A 15,730-nucleotide genomic window follows, 5' to 3' on the forward strand; every position below is an offset into this window, starting at 1 on the left:
GGCTCAGCGCACGGCCGGGGGTTCCTGCTCCGGACCGGCGAGGGCGGTGGTCGGCAGGGACGGACGGTGCCCGTCGAGGCCGACCTGGGCGATGCGGACGCCCAGTTGGGTACGGCTGGCCGCGCCCAGGGTCTCCGACAGACGGGCGATGTGGGCCCGGCAGGTGCGCACGCTGATGCCCAGGCGTTCGGCGATGACCGCGTCCTGGTGGCCCTCGGCGAGCAGCGCGGCGATGGACTGCTCGCGGTGCGAGATGCCCTCGATGCCGGTGTCGGGGAGCGGGGCCGTGAGCGGGATCGCCAGGCGCCACAGCCGTTCGAAGACCGTCACCAGGTAGGCGATCAGGGCCGGGTGGCGCAGCTCCAGGGCCATCGTGCGGTCGGTGTTGGCGGGGATGAACGCCACCGTACGGTCGAAGAGGATGAGCCGGTCGATCACCTCGTCCAGGGTGCGCGCCTCCACCGCGTCGCCCATCAGCTCAAGGTAGTTGAGCAGGCCCTGGCCGTGCCGGGCCACATGCGTGTACAGGTCCCGCATCCGCACGCCCCGGCCGCGCAGCGCCAGCGCCCGGTGCAGGCCCTCGGAGAGTTCCGCCTCCCGCCGGATGCCGCCGGGCTGCACGGTGAGCACCTCGGTGGTGCACGCCTCGGTCGCCTCGTCCATCGCGGCCTGGATGCGGGAGAGCCCGTCCAGGACCCGGATGGCACTGCCCTCGGCCGGCGCCGCCAGCGCGTTCAGCTGCCTCCCCAGGCCCGCGTACCACTCGAACGCGGCCACCGCCGAGCCCACCCGCCGCTGGCTCGCGCTGACCTCGTCGTAGACCCCGCGCAGCAGCCGGGTCATGACCTCCTGCGGGGAGGTCGGCACCAGCCAGTCCATGTCGTCCGGGTCGGGGTGCAGCAGGGCGAGCTCCAGCAGGCAGGGCACCGGCTCGGCGTCCGTGCGCGGCACCCGCCCCCGGCGCACGGCACGGGAGTACACCCGATCCCCGGCTGCACACAGCCGGTCGGCACCGTGAGGATGCTCCTCCGCCCCGCGCCCGGACATCGCCCATTCCACCCCCGGTGTGCTGCCACTTCCGTGGCGCAACTATGCGCGGCGCCGAACCGGGTCCGCAACACGGCTCCCTCCACGGCGGCCACCGGAAAATGCCGCTGTGTCCGGGTTCCGGCACCGGTCCGCGCCGCGCACCGCGGCCGGCCGGGGGTGGAACGCGGGCGTTCTACTTCAGGCCGGCCGACGCGCAGGCCGCCTTGTACTTGGCGGTGCAGATGTCACCGACCGTGTAGATGCCGTCCGCGACGACCGTGTCCTTGATGGTGCGCTTGGTCAGCGCGGTCACCTGGACCAGCTTGGCCGGAATGTCCTTGGTGGTGGGGCTGTCCACCCGGTCCTGGGTGAGGGCGTCGAACTGGATGTCCTTGCCCTGGAGCTTGGTGACGGCCATCTGCGCGGCGGCCTCGGCCTCGTCCGGGTAGGACTTGAAGACGCTCATGTACTGCTCGTCCGCCAGCACCCGCTGCACGGCGTCCAGTTCGGCGTCCTGACCGGTGATCGGGGGCAGCTTGGTGACACCGGCCGCCTTCAGGGCCTTGATGATGCCGCCCGCCATGCCGTCGTTGGCGGAGTAGACGCCGGCGATGTTGTCCTTGCCGATCTTCGCGATGGCCCTGGCCATGTTGGCCTCGGCGTTCTCCGGCTTCCACTTGACGGTGTCGAAGCTCTCCGCGATGTCCACCTTGCCGTTCAGCTCGGAGAGCGCGCCCTCCTTGAACTGCTTGGCGTTCGGGTCGGTGGGCGAGCCGTTCATCATGACGATCTTGTCGGAGGTGTCGACGTCCGGGCCCAGGGCCTCCAGCAGGGAGCGGCCCTGCACCTCGCCGACGAGTTCGTTGTCGAAGGAGATGTAGGCGTCGATCGGGCCCTCGGCGAGACGGTCGTAGGCGATGACCGGGATGCCCGCGTCCTTGGCCTTCTTCACCTCGCCGGCGATGGCGTGGGCGTCCACCGCGTCGACCAGGATGACGTCGACCTTGCCGTCGATCATGTTCTGCATCTGCTCGGACTGCCGGGCCGGGCTCGCGTCGGCGTTGGCGTACTCCACCTTGCCCTGCTTCTTGGTGAGTTCGGCCACCTTGTCCCGGATGATGGGGTAGTCGAACTTGTCGTAGCGGGTGTTCGCCTTCTCCGGCAGCAGCAGGCCCACCGTGATGTCGTTGCCCTTGGTCGGGCTCGCACTCGCGCCGTCCCCCGTCACGTTCAGCACGCCACAGCCGGCGAGCGAGAGGGTCATCGTGGACGCGGCCACGGATATGGCGATACGACGCATGCGAGGGCTCACTTCAGGTGCGTTCCGGACGTGGGCGTTGCTATACGGCCCAGGTGTCTGAAAAGACAACGCGCAGGCCACACCCGGCGTCAAGAAGAATCACTTAACGAGTGCGCAACAGCACGCTCCGCTGTACCTGTGGAGGTCACGCGAAACCCCCTTCAAAGGCCCTTTACGGACCGTCCACGCCAAGGGAGTTCATGGGAACGGCAAAGACCCGGACAACCAGGGCGGTTCCTCACGAGTCGTGAGGGCGCACGAAGAGGGGCCCGGAATCCGGGCCCCTCTTCGTGTGCGCCTGTGCGCGTCAGTCCTGCTGCTGCCGCTTCGGCCGCCACACCACCAACGCGCTGGTCTGCTGGACCTCCTGGTACGGCACCAGGTCACGCCGGTAGGAGGCGTGCACGGCGGCCTCGCGCTGCTGCATCGCGGCCGCCGCGCCGTCCAGGGCCGCCTCCAGCTCCGCGACGCGGTGCTGGAGCGCGGTGACCTGGTTCTCCAGTTCGATGATCCGCTTGATACCGGCCAGGTTGATGCCCTCGTCCTGCGACAACTGCTGCACCTGGCGGAGCAGTTCGATGTCACGGGCCGAGTAGCGGCGGCCCCGGCCGGCGGTGCGGTCGGGCGAGACCAGGCCCAGGCGGTCGTACTGGCGCAGCGTCTGCGGGTGGAGTCCGGAGAGCTGGGCCGCCACCGAGATGACGTAGACCGGGGTCTCCTCGGTCAGTTCATACGGCCCACGAAAATTGTCACCGCGTCGACGGCCGTCCATCACTCTCAAGCTCCCTTCGCGGCCTCGAACAGCTCCGCCCGCGGGTCCTCGCCCGCGGTCGCCTCGCGATACGCCTCCAGTGCGTCACGAGCCTTCCCCGACAGGTCCGTGGGCACACGCACCTCGACGGTGACCAGGAGGTCGCCGCGGGTGCCGTCCTTGCGGACCGCGCCCTTGCCCCGCGCGCGCATGGTACGGCCGTTGGGCGTGCCGGGCGGCAGTTTCAGGGTGACGGGCGGGCCCCCGAGGGTCGGCACCCGCACCTCGCCGCCGAGAGCCGCCTCGGGATACGTCACCGGCACCGTGACGGTGAGGTTGTCGCCCTTGCGTCCGAACACCGGGTGCTCGCCGACGTGGACGACCACGTACAGGTCGCCGGCCGGACCGCCCCGCTCGCCGGGCGCGCCCTTGCCGCGCAGCCGGATCCGCTGCCCGTCGGTGACGCCCGCCGGGATGCGGACCTGCATCGTGCGGGACGACTTGGCGCGCCCGCTGCCCTTGCACTCCAGGCAGGGGTGCTCGGCGATCAGGCCGCGGCCCTTGCAGTCGGGGCAGGGGTCGGTGAGCGAGAAGCCGCCACCGGAACCCCGGGCGACCTGGCCGGTGCCGACGCAGGTCGGGCACACGCGCGGTGTGCCGTTCTTGTCGCCGGTGCCCGAGCAGGCCTTGCAGGGCGCCTGGGAGGACATCCGCAGGGGCACCGTGGCCCCCTCGATGGCCTCCGTGAAGCTCAGCGTGACCTCGGACTCGATGTCCTGGCCGCGCCGGGGCTGGGTCCGTGTGCCCGCGGCGCCGCCGCGGTTGAACAGGCCCCCGAAGACGTCACCGAGTCCGCCACCGAAGCCTCCGCCCTGGGCGGCGCCTCCGAAGAGGTCGCCCAGGTCGAAGTTGAAGGAGCCGCCGGCCGCGCCCGGCCCGGGGCGGAAGCCGCCGTTGCCGAACAGCGCGCGCGCCTCGTCGTACTCCTTGCGCTTCTTGGGGTCGCCGAGGACGTCGTTCGCCTCGGAGATCTCCTTGAAGCGCTCCTCCGCCTTGGCGTTGCCCTTGTTGGCGTCCGGGTGGAACTCGCGGGCGAGCTTCCGGTACGCCTTCTTGATCTCGGCCTCGGTGGCGTCCTTGGGGACGCCGAGGACCTTGTAGTAGTCCTTCTCGATGAAGTCCTTGGTGCTCATCCTCGACGCCCCTCCTTCCCGTCAGTGTTCACGTCAGCCCTCGTCCGGGCCACCGTTCTCCTTGTCGTCGGCCGCCGGCGTCTCCTCGGCACCCTCGGCCTTGACGGTCTGCGCGCCGGGCTGCGGTTCGGCGACGGCCACCCGCGCGGGGCGGATGGTGCGCTCGCCGATGCGATACCCGGGTTGCAGGATCGCCACGCAGGTCGTCTCGGTGACGTCCGGGGCGTAACTGTGCATCAGCGCCTCGTGGATCGTCGGGTCGAAGGGCTCGCCCTCCTTGCCGAACTGCTGGAGGCCCATCTTGGCCGCGACGGTCTCCAGTGACTCGGCCACCGACTTGAAGCCGCCGACCAGCTCACCGTGTTCCCGTGCGCGGCCGATGTCGTCGAGCACGGGCAGGAGCTCGGTCAGGAGGTTCGCGATGGCGATCTCCTTGACCGCGATCCGGTCGCGCTCGACCCGGCGGCGGTAGTTCTGGTACTCGGCCTGGAGCCGCTGGAGGTCCGCCGTGCGCTCGTTCAGCGCCGTGCGGACCTGGTCCAGCTGGGCGACCAGGCCGGCGTTCTCTGCGTGTCCGTCCCCGGCCGGGGCCGCCCCCTCCTCGGGGGCGGCCTTCGGCTCGGCGTCGTCGGAGGTGGCGCCGGAGGGGACGTCGGGCTTCTCCTCGAAGCCCGGGGTCTCCTCCGTCATTACGCGGCACCGTCCTTGCGCTCGTCGTCCACGATCTCGGCGTCCACCACGTCGTCCTCGGCGGCCTTGGCGCCACCGGCGGTCGCACCCTCGGGGCCGCCCGCGGCCTGCGCGCCCTGGGCGTCGGCGTACAGCGCCTGGCCCAGCTTCTGCGAGACGGCGGCGACCTTCTCGGTGGCGGAGCGGATCTCGGCGGTGTCCTCGCCCTTGAGGGCTTCCTTCAGCTCGCCGACCGCGGCCTCGACCTCGGTCTTGATCTCACCGGGGACCTTGTCCTCGTTGTCCTTGAGGAACTTCTCGGTCTGGTAGACGAGCTGCTCGCCCTGGTTGCGGGCCTCGGCGGCCTCGCGACGCTTGTGGTCCTCCTCCGCGTAGCGCTCGGCCTCCTCGCGCATGCGGTCGACCTCTTCCTTCGGGAGCGAGGAGCCGCCGGTGACGGTCATCTTCTGCTCCTTGCCGGTGCCGAGGTCCTTCGCCGTGACGTGCATGATGCCGTTGGCGTCGATGTCGAAGGAGACCTCGATCTGCGGGACGCCACGCGGCGCCGGCGGCAGACCGGTCAGCTCGAACATGCCGAGCTTCTTGTTGTAGGCCGCGATCTCACGCTCGCCCTGGTAGACCTGGATCTGCACCGACGGCTGGTTGTCCTCGGCCGTGGTGAAGATCTCGGAGCGCTTGGTCGGGATCGTGGTGTTGCGCTCGATCAGCTTGGTCATGATGCCGCCCTTGGTCTCGATGCCGAGGGACAGCGGGGTGACGTCGAGCAGCAGGACGTCCTTGACCTCGCCCTTGAGGACACCGGCCTGGAGCGAGGCGCCGATGGCGACGACCTCGTCCGGGTTCACACCCTTGTTGGCCTCCTTGCCGCCGGTCAGCTCCTTGACGAGCTCGGCGACGGCGGGCATGCGGGTGGAGCCACCGACGAGGACGACGTGGTCGATCTCGTTGATGGAGATGCCGGCGTCCTTGATGACGTTGTGGAACGGCGTCTTGCAGCGCTCCAGCAGGTCGGCCGTCAGCTGCTGGAACTGAGCCCGGGTGAGCTTCTCGTCCAGGTGCAGCGGGCCCTCGGCGGACGCGGTGATGTACGGCAGGTTGATCGAGGTCTCGGTCGAGGAGGACAGCTCGATCTTGGCCTTCTCCGCCGCCTCGCGCAGGCGCTGGAGGGCCATCTTGTCCTTGGACAGGTCCACGCCGTGGCCGGACTGGAACTGCTTGACCAGGTAGTCGACGACGCGCTGGTCCCAGTCGTCACCACCGAGGTGGTTGTCACCGTTGGTGGCCTTCACCTCGACGACGCCGTCGCCGATCTCCAGGAGGGACACGTCGAAGGTGCCGCCACCGAGGTCGAAGACGAGGATCGTCTGGTCGTCCTTGTCGAGGCCGTAGGCGAGCGCGGCCGCGGTGGGCTCGTTGACGATGCGCAGGACGTTCAGACCGGCGATCTCACCGGCCTCCTTGGTGGCCTGGCGCTCGGAGTCGTTGAAGTAGGCCGGGACGGTGATGACCGCGTCCGTGACCTTCTCGCCCAGGTAGGCCTCGGCGTCCCGCTTCAGCTTCTGCAGGATGAACGCGGAGATCTGCTGCGGGTTGAAGTCCTTGCCGTCGAGCTGGATCTTCCAGTCGGTGCCCATGTGGCGCTTCACCGAGCGGATGGTCCGGTCCACGTTCGTGACCGCCTGGCGCTTGGCGACCTCGCCGACGAGCACCTCGCCGTTCTTGGCGAAGGCGACGACGGACGGCGTGGTCCGGGCACCCTCGGCGTTGGTGATGACGGTGGGCTCGCCGCCCTCCAGAACGCTGACGACGGAGTTAGTCGTGCCCAGGTCGATGCCGACCGCACGTGCCATGGTTGATTCCTCCAGCTGACTTGAGTGGAACAGGCTCAAGTGTGCACGAGGAGACCCGCTGGGTCAACAGACCTGAGCCAGTCAGACTCAACTCTTATCCGTTCCTTACACGCAAGTGCCCGCTGACCTGCGTCGATGGCGGGCGGCGGCCCTGCGGAGCGGGAATCAAAAGGAGGACGAGAACGGCGAACGCCACCCCACCGGCCACCCAGAGCACGGCCGAGTCCCCCGTCCAGCCGGTGTGCACGAGCACCCCCACGAGCACCGAGGAGAAGGAGCCGGCCCCCAGCAGCACGACCGACCCCTGCGGGGCGAGCCCGAGCCGCCGCAGCCGGTGCCCGAGGTGGTCGGGGCCGCGCCGCAGCAGCGGGCGCCGGGCCACCCCCCGGGCGAGGACCACGAGCAGGGCGTCGGCGACGGCCACGGCACCGAGGCAGAACACCACCGCCGCGCTCGGCCCGATGTCGTACCCCGCGCGCGTGAAGACCACCGCCGACGACAGCACGAACCCGGTGAACAGCGAGCCGCAGGCGCCGAGCCCGACCCGCGCGGGATGCCAGTTGTGCATCAGGAAGCCGGTGAGCGCGGCGGCGACCACGCTCAGCAGCACCGCGAGACCGTCCATCACCTCGGCGGCGGCACACGCCCCGGCGCCGAAGGCGGTGACCACCCCGACCGTCCCGGCCAGCCCGTCTGCGTGGTCGAGGCCCTTGAAGGCGAGGGTGGCCAGGACGATCCAGCCGATGGCCAGCAGCCCGCCCGGCACGCCCGTCTCGTCGTACGGCACCACGCAGACCGCCGCCACGGCCGTCCCGGCCACGAGCACGCGCGCGCGGAGCCGCCACACGTCGGCCACCAGGCCCAGCCCGGCGACGGCGGCGGCGGCCATGAGCAGCCGTCCGACCCCGTCCCCGAGCGGGGCGACCCGGGTCCACTCCCCCGTTCCGGCGACCAGACAGGTGACGATCACGACCGCGAGTCCGCCGAGGAGAGGCAGGGGCCGCTGCCGGCGCCGGTCCAGGATCCCGGCCCTCCGGGCGGGCAGCCGGAGCGCCGCCGCGAGCACGGCGGTGAAGAGAAGGGCTGCGGTGGCGGCGGCGATCCCGTAGAGCACGGCTCTAAGGTAGGGGCGAAAGTATCAATTCGGTACGAATAACACGATCCGATTGGCTGGCGGCGACCCAGATCACCCCGCGCTCTGCTGCATCCCGACGGAAGATGGGGGTAGTCTCAGACGGACTACATAAGTTACCGCTTAGTAATGTCGATCAGCTCAGACAGCTCGTGTCGACCGAGGCCGCCTCAGGAGCCCCAATGCAACTCGCCGCGATCATCGTGTCGCTGGTCCTGATCGTGGTCGGCGTGGCACTGTTCGGCCGCGCCCTCCTGCAGATCTACAACTTCATGCGGCTGGGCCAGCCGGTGCCGGCCGGCACGCGGACCGACGATCCCACACAGCGCACCCTCACCGTGGTCAAGGAGTTCCTCGGCCACACGCGGATGAACCGCTGGGGCATCGTCGGCGTGGCGCACTGGTTCGTGGCGGTGGGCTTCTTCACCCTGCTGCTGACGATCGTCAACGCGTTCGGGCAGCTGTTCAAGGCGGACTGGCTGCTGCCGGTCCTCGGCGACTGGGCGCCGTACAACGTCTACGTCGAGTTCATCGGCACCATGACGGTGATCGGCATCCTCGCCCTGATCGTCATCCGCCAGCTGAGCCATCCGCGCAAGCCGGGCCGCAAGTCCCGCTTCGCCGGCTCCAACTTCGGCCAGGCGTACTTCGTCGAGGCCGTCATCCTCATCGTCGGCGTCTGCATCTTCATGCTGCACGCCCTCGAAGGCGCCCAGCACCACGTGGACGGCTACGAGGCCTCGTTCTTCATCTCGTACCCGGTCGTGAAGTGGCTGGGGGGCATGGACGTCTCCACGCTCCAGAACCTCACCTACTTCTTCGCCGGCCTGAAGATCGCGACCTCCTTCATCTGGATGATCACGGTCGCCCTGAAGACCGACATGGGCGTGGCCTGGCACCGCTTCCTGGCGTTCCCGAACATCTGGTTCAAGCGCAACGCCACCGGTGAGACCTCGCTCGGCGCCCTGCTGCCGATGACGTCCGGCGGCAAGCCGATCGACTTCACCGACCCCGGCGACGACGACGTCTTCGGCGTCTCCCAGGTCGAGCAGTTCTCCTGGAAGGGCCTGCTGGACTTCTCCACCTGCACCGAGTGCGGCCGCTGCCAGTCGCAGTGCCCCGCCTGGAACACCGGCAAGCCGCTCTCCCCGAAGCTGCTGATCATGTCCCTGCGGGACCACGCGCACGCCAAGGCGCCGTACCTGCTGGCCGGCGGCGGCAAGACGATGGAGGGCGAGGAGAAGGCGTCCGAGGAGCAGCTCAAGGACGTCCCCGCGGCCGCTCTCGCGGAGGCCGAGCGCCCGCTGATCGGCACCGCCGAGGAGAACGGCGTCATCGACCCGGACGTCCTGTGGTCCTGCACCACCTGCGGCGCCTGCGTCGAGCAGTGCCCGGTGGACATCGAGCACGTCGACCACATCGTCGACATGCGCCGCTACCAGGTCATGATCGAGTCCGCCTTCCCGTCCGAGGCGGGCACGATGCTCAAGAACCTGGAGAAGAAGGGCAACCCCTGGGGCCTGGCCAAGAAGCAGCGCCTGGAGTGGACCAAGGAGGTCGACTTCGAGGTCCCGGTCGTCGGCAAGGACATCGAGGACCTCACCGAGGTCGAGTACCTGTACTGGGTCGGCTGCGCCGGTGCCCTGGAGGACCGCGCCAAGAAGACCACCAAGGCCTTCGCCGAGCTGCTGCACATCGCGGGCGTGAAGTTCGCGATCATGGGCGGCGACGAGAAGTGCACCGGTGACTCCGCCCGCCGCCTGGGCAACGAGCCCCTGTTCCAGGAGCTCGGCATGGAGAACGTGGCCGCGCTGAACATGGCGTTCGGCGAGGAGATGGACGACGAGGGCAACATCACGCCCGAGTCGAAGAAGCCGAAGTCCGCGAAGAAGATCGTCGCCACCTGCCCGCACTGCCTCAACACGATCGGCAACGAGTACCCGCAGCTCGGCGGCGACTACGAGGTCATCCACCACACCCAGCTGCTCCAGCACCTGGTGGACGAGGGCAAGCTGGTCCCGGTCACCCCGGTCGAGGGCATCATCACGTACCACGACCCGTGCTACCTGGGCCGGCACAACAAGATCTACACGCCCCCGCGCGAGATCATCGGCAAGGTCCCGGGCCTGCGCAACGAGGAGATGCACCGGCACAAGGAGCGCGGCTTCTGCTGCGGCGCCGGCGGCGCGCGGATGTGGATGGAGGAGCGGATCGGCAAGCGCATCAACAACGAGCGCGTCGACGAGGCCCTCTCCCTCAACCCCGACATCGTCTCCACCGCCTGCCCGTTCTGCCTCGTCATGCTGACCGACTCGGTCAACGGCAAGAAGAACGACGGCAAGGCCAAGGAGTCCATCCAGGTCGTGGACGTCGCCCAGCTGCTGCTCGACTCCGTCAAGACGCCGGCCGACCCGGCGGGCGAGACCGAGGCGGAGAGCGAGCCGGAGCCGGAGCCGGTGAAGTAACCGCCCCTTCAGACCCGACGGCGCCCCCTGACCCGCACAGGCAGGGGGCGCCGTCGCGTCCGCCAGGCGTTCTCGGGCACGGCCCGCGTGTCCCCTAGGCGTTCTTGGGCGCGGCCTGCTGCACCACCTCGAAGGACCACAGGGTCGAGCCGGAGGCCGCCGGCTTCGGGCGCTCGCCGCCCTCGCCGCCACCCTGGTGCGCGGACTTCATCGGCCCCTCCATCCACGCCTGGAAGGACTCCTCGTCACGCCAGCGCGTGTACACGAGGTACTGGTCGGTGCCCTCGACGGGCCGCAGCAGCTCGAACCACTCGAAGCCGTCGGAGTTCTCCACGGCGTGGGCCCGTGAGGCGAACCGCTTCTCCAGGACCTCCCGCTGCTCGGCGGGAACGGTCAGCACGTTGATCTTCACTACGCTCATGGCACCATCCTGACCCACAAAACGGCCGGGGCGGCGGTGCCGCCGCCACGCGAACGCGTCATCGTCTTGCGCAAGTGCGTCCTCCTGCCGGCCGCTGCCCTGACCACCGGCCTGCTCACCGCCCTGCCCCTCGTCCCGAGCGCCGCCGGCCACCAGGTCGGCACGGCGCAGCAGGCCGGTGTGGTCGTCGTCCTCTACGGCTCGTCCTCGGGCGTCCAGGCCGCCCGCACCCCGATCAGACGACGGCCGGGGCGCTCTCCTTCGGCCCGTCGGCCACCGGGGTCTCCACGGCGGGCACCCCGCGGTAGGGCTCGGTTCTCAACAACTGACACGGTCCAACCCCACCTGAGGGATGCCTCGGGGGAACCCGGGGAAGACCCTGAACCGCCCCCCTGACGCCCCCTTAGGGGATGTCACAGGTCGGCCGCAAAGCCGGGCCCGGACCGCCGGGCCCGGCACAACGGCCCTCAGGACCAGGTACGTTCGTTGACGTGGCTGGATTCAGGATCGGACGCGGGGGCCGGGACAACCGCACCCCCCAAGGACAGCAGGCGCCGCAGGGGCCGTCGTACGGGCACGGACACGGGCGCGGACACGGGCGCGGGCACGGCCCGGCACAGCCCGGGGGACCGTCGTACGGTCAGCCGCCGTACGGCCGGCCGGGCCCGTCCGGCCCCTCGTACGGCTATCCGCCGGCGCCGCAGCCGCCGTACCAGCGGCAGGGACAGCAGCCGTACGGGTACCCGGGGCCGGCCGACGACGGACCGGAGTACTTCGGCGACGGCGGCCACCACCCGGGCCCCGGTCCCGGCGCGCACGACCCCTACGCGGCCAACAACCCGGGCCACACCCAGGCCTTCTCGGTCGACGAGGCCGCCGGCTACACCCAGGGCGCGACCTATCAGGCGGGCTCCGCCGCCGCGCCCGCCGCGCCGCTCGGACCGCCCCTGCACTGGAAGGAACTGCTGAAGGGGATCGTCCTGTCCCCGAACGACACCTTCCTGCGCATGCGGGACTACACGATGTGGACCCCCGCCCTCGTCGTGACCTTCCTCTACGGCCTGCTCGCGGTCTTCGGCTTCGACGGCGCCCGCCAGGACGCGATCAGCGCGACCCTGTCCAACGCGGTGCCGATCGTGCTGATCACGGCGGTCGTGATGGTGCTCGGCCTGTTCGTCCTGGGCGTGGTCACCCACACCCTGGCCCGCCAGCTCGGCGGCGACGGCGCCTGGCAGCCCACGGTGGGCCTGTCCATGCTGATCACGGCCCTCACGGACGCGCCCCGCCTGATCGTCGCCATGTTCTTCGGCGGCGACGCCGGCTTCGTCCAGCTCCTCGGCTGGGCCACCTGGGTCGGCGCGGGCGCCCTGCTGACCCTGATGGTGTCCCGCTCCCACGACCTGCCGTGGCCGAGGGCGCTCGGGGCGTCGGCGATCCAGCTGATCGCGCTGCTGTCGATCGTGAAGCTGGGCACGTTCTGACGGTTCGCCCACGCGGAAGGCCCCCGGCGTGCGGCCGGGGGCCTTCCGTATGTGACCGGGGTTCCTCAGGCGTCCAGAACCTGCCCGACCCGCTTCACCACGGGCTGCTCGACACTCCACGGGAAGTTGATCCAGTCGTCGGTCCGCTTCCACACGTACTCGCACTTCACGAGGGAGTGGGACTTCTCGTAGATCACGGCGGAGCGCACCTCGGCGACGGTGTCGAGGCAGAAGTCACGGACCAGCTTCAGGGTCTTGCCGGTGTCGGCGACGTCGTCGGTGATCAGCACCTTCTTGTCGGAGAAGTCGATCACGTTCGGGACGGGAGCGAGCATGACCGGCATGTCGAGGGTCGTGCCCACACCGGTGTAGAACTCCACGTTGACGAGGTGGATGTTCTTGCAGTCGAGGGCGTAGGCGAGCCCGCCCGCGACGAAGACCCCGCCCCGGGCGATGCTGAGCACTATGTCGGGCTCGTACCCGTCGTCGGCGATGGTCTGCGCCAGCTCGCGGATGGCGGCCCCGAACCGCTCGTAGGTCAGGTTCTCCCGCACGTCTGCGCTGCTCATGCTGTCGTCGCCCTCACACCTGGGTCCGATGGAAATTGAGGTAGGACCGCGAGGCGGTCGGCCCGCGCTGCCCCTGGTACCGGGAGCCGTAGCGCTCACTGCCGTACGGGTGCTCGGCGGGCGAGGTCAGCCGGAACATGCAGAGCTGGCCGATCTTCATCCCCGGCCACAGCTTGATGGGCAGCGTGGCGAGGTTGGACAGCTCCAGGGTGACATGCCCGCTGAACCCGGGGTCGATGAACCCCGCGGTCGAGTGCGTGACCAGCCCCAGCCGCCCGAGCGAGCTCTTCCCCTCCAGCCGGGAGGCGAGATCGTCGGGAAGCGTGATCACCTCGTACGTGGAGGCGAGCACGAACTCCCCGGGGTGCAGGATGAACGGCTCATCGCCCTCCGGCTCCACCAGCCGGGTCAGATCGGCCTGCTCGACGGAGGGGTCGATGTGGGGGTACCGGTGATTCTCGAACACCCGGAAGTACCGGTCCAGCCGGACGTCGATGCTCGACGGCTGCACCATGGTTTCGTCGTAGGGATCGATCCGTACCCGCCCGGCGTCGATCTCGGCCCGGATGTCCTTGTCTGAGAGAAGCACGTAGCGAGGATACGCAAGGCGCGCGGACCCGTCGCAATCGCGACGGGTCCGCGCGCCCGCTGTCACACGCCGACTACAGCCGGTCCTCTCCCGACGCCCTCACCTCTTCTGCAGGACGACGGGGACCGCGCTGCGGAGCCGGGCACACCGCGGACACCGCACGAGCCGGCCGGGGCCGAGCCGCTCGGCCTGCTGCATCGGGAACGAAGCGGTGCTGAAGACGTGCCCGTCCGCGCATCGGACGACGGTGCGTTCCATCAAGTCCCTCAAGTCCCTTCCCCAAGAGCCTCGTCCGGCTTGCTGCCCGGACGACAAAAGCCACATTACGGGATCAAAGAGATAACTCTCCAGGCGGCACTCCGGCCCCACGGGACCCCTCCACGGTACGCCCCAACTCCGGCCGACCGCAGCCGGATACCCCTCCGGAGCCGACTCAACCCCCGGGGTCCGGACACCGGGGGCCGATGATGATGTAGAGTGAGCAAGCGTCCGGACACCGGACCCTCCGGGGCCGATCCGTCCGTATTACGCGGGTGTAGTTTAATGGTAGAACATCAGCTTCCCAAGCTGAGAGCGCGAGTTCGATTCTCGTCACCCGCTCCATACTGAAGGCCCAGGTCAGAGACCTGGGCCTTGTTGTTGTGCGCGGTGATCAGGCGTCGCGTGCCAGATTCGTGCCAGAAGGCTTGTCGGGCCCCTTGCGCTGGGTCTCTCTGGCCGCAGCCCGAGCCTTCCGCACGGTCGCATCCAACCCGGCGGCGACCTCTTCTTGCCGCTCGTCATCGGAGTGCTGATAGATCAGCGCCGCCTTCTCCACGGTGTACAGCAGCGCCGTACCGCAACCACGGCAGCTTCAGCCGACCGCAGGCGCCCCGCATCAGCTTCGAAGTGGCCTGAATGACCGTACGCGCCCCATTTCGATAGAGCTACGGATCAGAAGGCCGCGACGGAAGCATGCGCTGGCAGAGGCGTCAGAGACGATGGCGGCATGCGCTACTTCAACCAGACTGGTTGGCTCGCCATCTTCACCGGCACGGACACGATGATCGGGCGAACCGTAGACGTGGACTCCTGGGACGACGCCACGGGCGTGGCCCTCGTTGTCGATCCAAAGCGGGGCATGCGGCGACCGGTCACGGAGTACCCAGACTTCTCCCACCTGGAGCGAGCCGACCAGGTGGTGGCTGCCGTGCCGGGTGACGGCTGGCGCGCCTACTGGAAGGACGAGGGAGCCGACAACGGGCCGCTGACCGAGCGGGTGCTCGCATGGCTGGTCACCTCTAAGGGGCGAGCCACCCCGATCACCGTCGATGCACACGGACACGTGGACGACGCCGAGAGTGCCGATCGCCTCATCCCACCTGGGGAGGAGTGAAGCAGACAGCCCCATGCCACCGTCTCAGTTTCCGTCTCATTCATTACCATTCACGGCCGTTCAGAGCGGATCGAACTCCGCGACCACTCCAGCAGCCAGCCGCCAATAAACGCAGGTGAACGCCCCCGCACACAGCCCCACACCCCACCAGCACAGTTGGAAAGCGTGTGGGGTCCTGTGACGAAGGGCGCCTGTATGCCTCGCGCGTGGCCAGCGGGACTAGGGCCAGCGGGACTAGGATCCCAGCCGGGCGAAGTCGTAGCGCAGAGGTAGTCGCGCACGGTCTCCAAAATCGTGAGGACGCCGGTTCGAATCCGGCCGGCTCCGTCCGCCCCAGCCGCGGCGTCCAGCCGGTAGTGGGACGGCTCCGCGCGGACCCTGCGACCTGGACTCGTATCGTGCACGCATGCGCAATGAGCGGCACGACGAGGCACTGTCCAAAGCGGAGTCGGAGTTGTTCCTCCAGTATCTGCACCGGTTCGCCAACCACAATGTGGATCTGTTCGCCAACATGCAGGTGGGCGATCCTGAGTCCCCCGTCTATGTGAGCTTCTCCAGGGAACCCTGGGAGGGAGTCGCCCCCGAGGCCTACCACCGGCCGTAGCGAACCTCGGGCCCTGTCGAATGCGTGTCGAGGGTCAGCCGATGGGGAGTCACGGCGGGGGAGCAGCGCAGGTCAGAGGCGGTGCCCCGCTCGACGCACCAAGCGCCTTCTAAACACTCCGCCGTTCGAAGCATGCCGCATCGCACCGTTATTCACGCTCAATGCCGTGAGCTTCCCGAGCTGAGAGCGCAGGTTCGGTTCTCGTCACCCGCTGCGCGCGAAACCCCCAGGTCGACGACCTGGGGGTCCCTTGTTGTCCGGGCCGGTTCGGATGCCGGGTT

General features: G+C 69.2%; 14 protein-coding genes, 2 tRNA genes and 1 pseudogene. 6 read left to right on the top strand and 11 right to left on the bottom strand.

What is annotated here, in order from left to right; all coding sequences use genetic code 11:
• Positions 1 to 3: 3 nt before the first annotated feature.
• The 7 genes from C3492_RS26700 to C3492_RS26730 form a co-directional block, all read right to left on the bottom strand.
• Complete coding sequence (locus C3492_RS26700; RefSeq protein ID WP_103814786.1) at positions 4 to 1,047, bottom strand: helix-turn-helix transcriptional regulator; 1,044 nt, start codon at positions 1,045 to 1,047, stop codon at positions 4 to 6.
• Positions 1,048 to 1,222: 175 nt separating this feature from the next.
• Positions 1,223 to 2,329: a sugar ABC transporter substrate-binding protein gene (locus C3492_RS26705; protein WP_103814788.1), complete on the bottom strand. Its 1,107-nt coding sequence runs from the start codon at positions 2,327 to 2,329 to the stop codon at positions 1,223 to 1,225.
• A 307-nt stretch (positions 2,330 to 2,636) separates the two neighbouring features.
• Positions 2,637 to 3,101, bottom strand: a complete 465-nt coding sequence (locus tag C3492_RS26710; protein ID WP_103814833.1) for a heat shock protein transcriptional repressor HspR — start codon at positions 3,099 to 3,101, stop codon at positions 2,637 to 2,639.
• A gap of 5 nt (positions 3,102 to 3,106) precedes the next feature.
• Complete coding sequence (gene dnaJ / locus C3492_RS26715; protein ID WP_103814790.1) at positions 3,107 to 4,273, bottom strand: molecular chaperone DnaJ; 1,167 nt, start codon at positions 4,271 to 4,273, stop codon at positions 3,107 to 3,109.
• A gap of 33 nt (positions 4,274 to 4,306) precedes the next feature.
• Positions 4,307 to 4,963 carry a nucleotide exchange factor GrpE gene (gene grpE, locus C3492_RS26720; RefSeq protein ID WP_014673951.1) on the bottom strand — a complete coding sequence of 219 codons (657 nt, stop codon included), beginning with the start codon at positions 4,961 to 4,963 and terminating at the stop codon, positions 4,307 to 4,309.
• Positions 4,963 to 6,813 carry a molecular chaperone DnaK gene (gene dnaK, locus C3492_RS26725; protein WP_103814792.1) on the bottom strand — a complete coding sequence of 617 codons (1,851 nt, stop codon included), beginning with the start codon at positions 6,811 to 6,813 and terminating at the stop codon, positions 4,963 to 4,965. The genes grpE and dnaK overlap by 1 nt, the downstream gene beginning before the upstream one ends.
• 94 nt (positions 6,814 to 6,907) lie before the next feature.
• Entirely contained in the window at positions 6,908 to 7,927 is a 1,020-nt protein-coding gene (locus C3492_RS26730) for an MraY family glycosyltransferase (RefSeq protein ID WP_103814794.1), read from the bottom strand.
• A 200-nt stretch (positions 7,928 to 8,127) separates the two neighbouring features.
• Here C3492_RS26730 and C3492_RS26735 point away from each other — a divergent pair, with 200 nt between their 5' ends.
• Entirely contained in the window at positions 8,128 to 10,410 is a 2,283-nt protein-coding gene (locus tag C3492_RS26735; RefSeq protein ID WP_103814796.1) for a (Fe-S)-binding protein, read from the top strand.
• A gap of 94 nt (positions 10,411 to 10,504) precedes the next feature.
• Here C3492_RS26735 and C3492_RS26740 read toward each other — a convergent pair whose 3' ends face one another.
• Positions 10,505 to 10,831 carry an antibiotic biosynthesis monooxygenase gene (locus C3492_RS26740; protein WP_030648240.1) on the bottom strand — a complete coding sequence of 109 codons (327 nt, stop codon included), beginning with the start codon at positions 10,829 to 10,831 and terminating at the stop codon, positions 10,505 to 10,507.
• A 410-nt stretch (positions 10,832 to 11,241) separates the two neighbouring features.
• Here C3492_RS26740 and C3492_RS26750 point away from each other — a divergent pair, with 410 nt between their 5' ends.
• The gene (locus C3492_RS26750; protein ID WP_103814800.1) at positions 11,242 to 12,312 is read left to right on the top strand and encodes a Yip1 family protein; all 1,071 of its coding nucleotides are present in this window, start codon (positions 11,242 to 11,244) and stop codon (positions 12,310 to 12,312) included.
• Between the two features lie 65 nt (positions 12,313 to 12,377).
• On the opposite strand, the gene C3492_RS26755 is transcribed toward C3492_RS26750, so the two are convergent.
• Together C3492_RS26755 and dcd are read right to left on the bottom strand one after the other, a co-directional pair.
• Positions 12,378 to 12,881: a phosphoribosyltransferase gene (locus C3492_RS26755; protein WP_103814801.1), complete on the bottom strand. Its 504-nt coding sequence runs from the start codon at positions 12,879 to 12,881 to the stop codon at positions 12,378 to 12,380.
• Between the two features lie 13 nt (positions 12,882 to 12,894).
• Positions 12,895 to 13,470 carry a dCTP deaminase gene (gene dcd, locus C3492_RS26760; protein ID WP_103814803.1) on the bottom strand — a complete coding sequence of 192 codons (576 nt, stop codon included), beginning with the start codon at positions 13,468 to 13,470 and terminating at the stop codon, positions 12,895 to 12,897.
• 529 nt (positions 13,471 to 13,999) lie between these two features.
• Here dcd and C3492_RS26765 point away from each other — a divergent pair.
• Positions 14,000 to 14,073, top strand: a tRNA-Gly gene (locus C3492_RS26765).
• Between the two features lie 49 nt (positions 14,074 to 14,122).
• Here C3492_RS26765 and C3492_RS26770 read toward each other — a convergent pair.
• Positions 14,123 to 14,284, bottom strand: a pseudogene (locus C3492_RS26770) (site-specific integrase); the annotation flags it as partial.
• Between the two features lie 174 nt (positions 14,285 to 14,458).
• Between C3492_RS26770 and C3492_RS26775 the strand changes: the two are divergent.
• From C3492_RS26775 to C3492_RS26785, 3 genes are all read left to right on the top strand, one after another.
• A complete protein-coding gene (locus C3492_RS26775) occupies positions 14,459 to 14,845 on the top strand; it encodes a hypothetical protein (RefSeq protein ID WP_103814804.1) in 387 nt (128 codons plus the stop codon).
• Positions 14,846 to 15,097: 252 nt separating this feature from the next.
• Positions 15,098 to 15,172 (top strand) — tRNA-Trp (locus C3492_RS26780).
• Positions 15,173 to 15,251: 79 nt separating this feature from the next.
• A complete protein-coding gene (locus C3492_RS26785; RefSeq protein ID WP_103814806.1) occupies positions 15,252 to 15,449 on the top strand; it encodes a hypothetical protein in 198 nt (65 codons plus the stop codon).
• Positions 15,450 to 15,730: the final 281 nt, after the last annotated feature.

The sequence above is a fragment of the Streptomyces sp. Ru62 genome (genome assembly GCF_002920615.1).
In the GTDB taxonomy this organism is placed as follows: domain Bacteria; phylum Actinomycetota; class Actinomycetes; order Streptomycetales; family Streptomycetaceae; genus Streptomyces.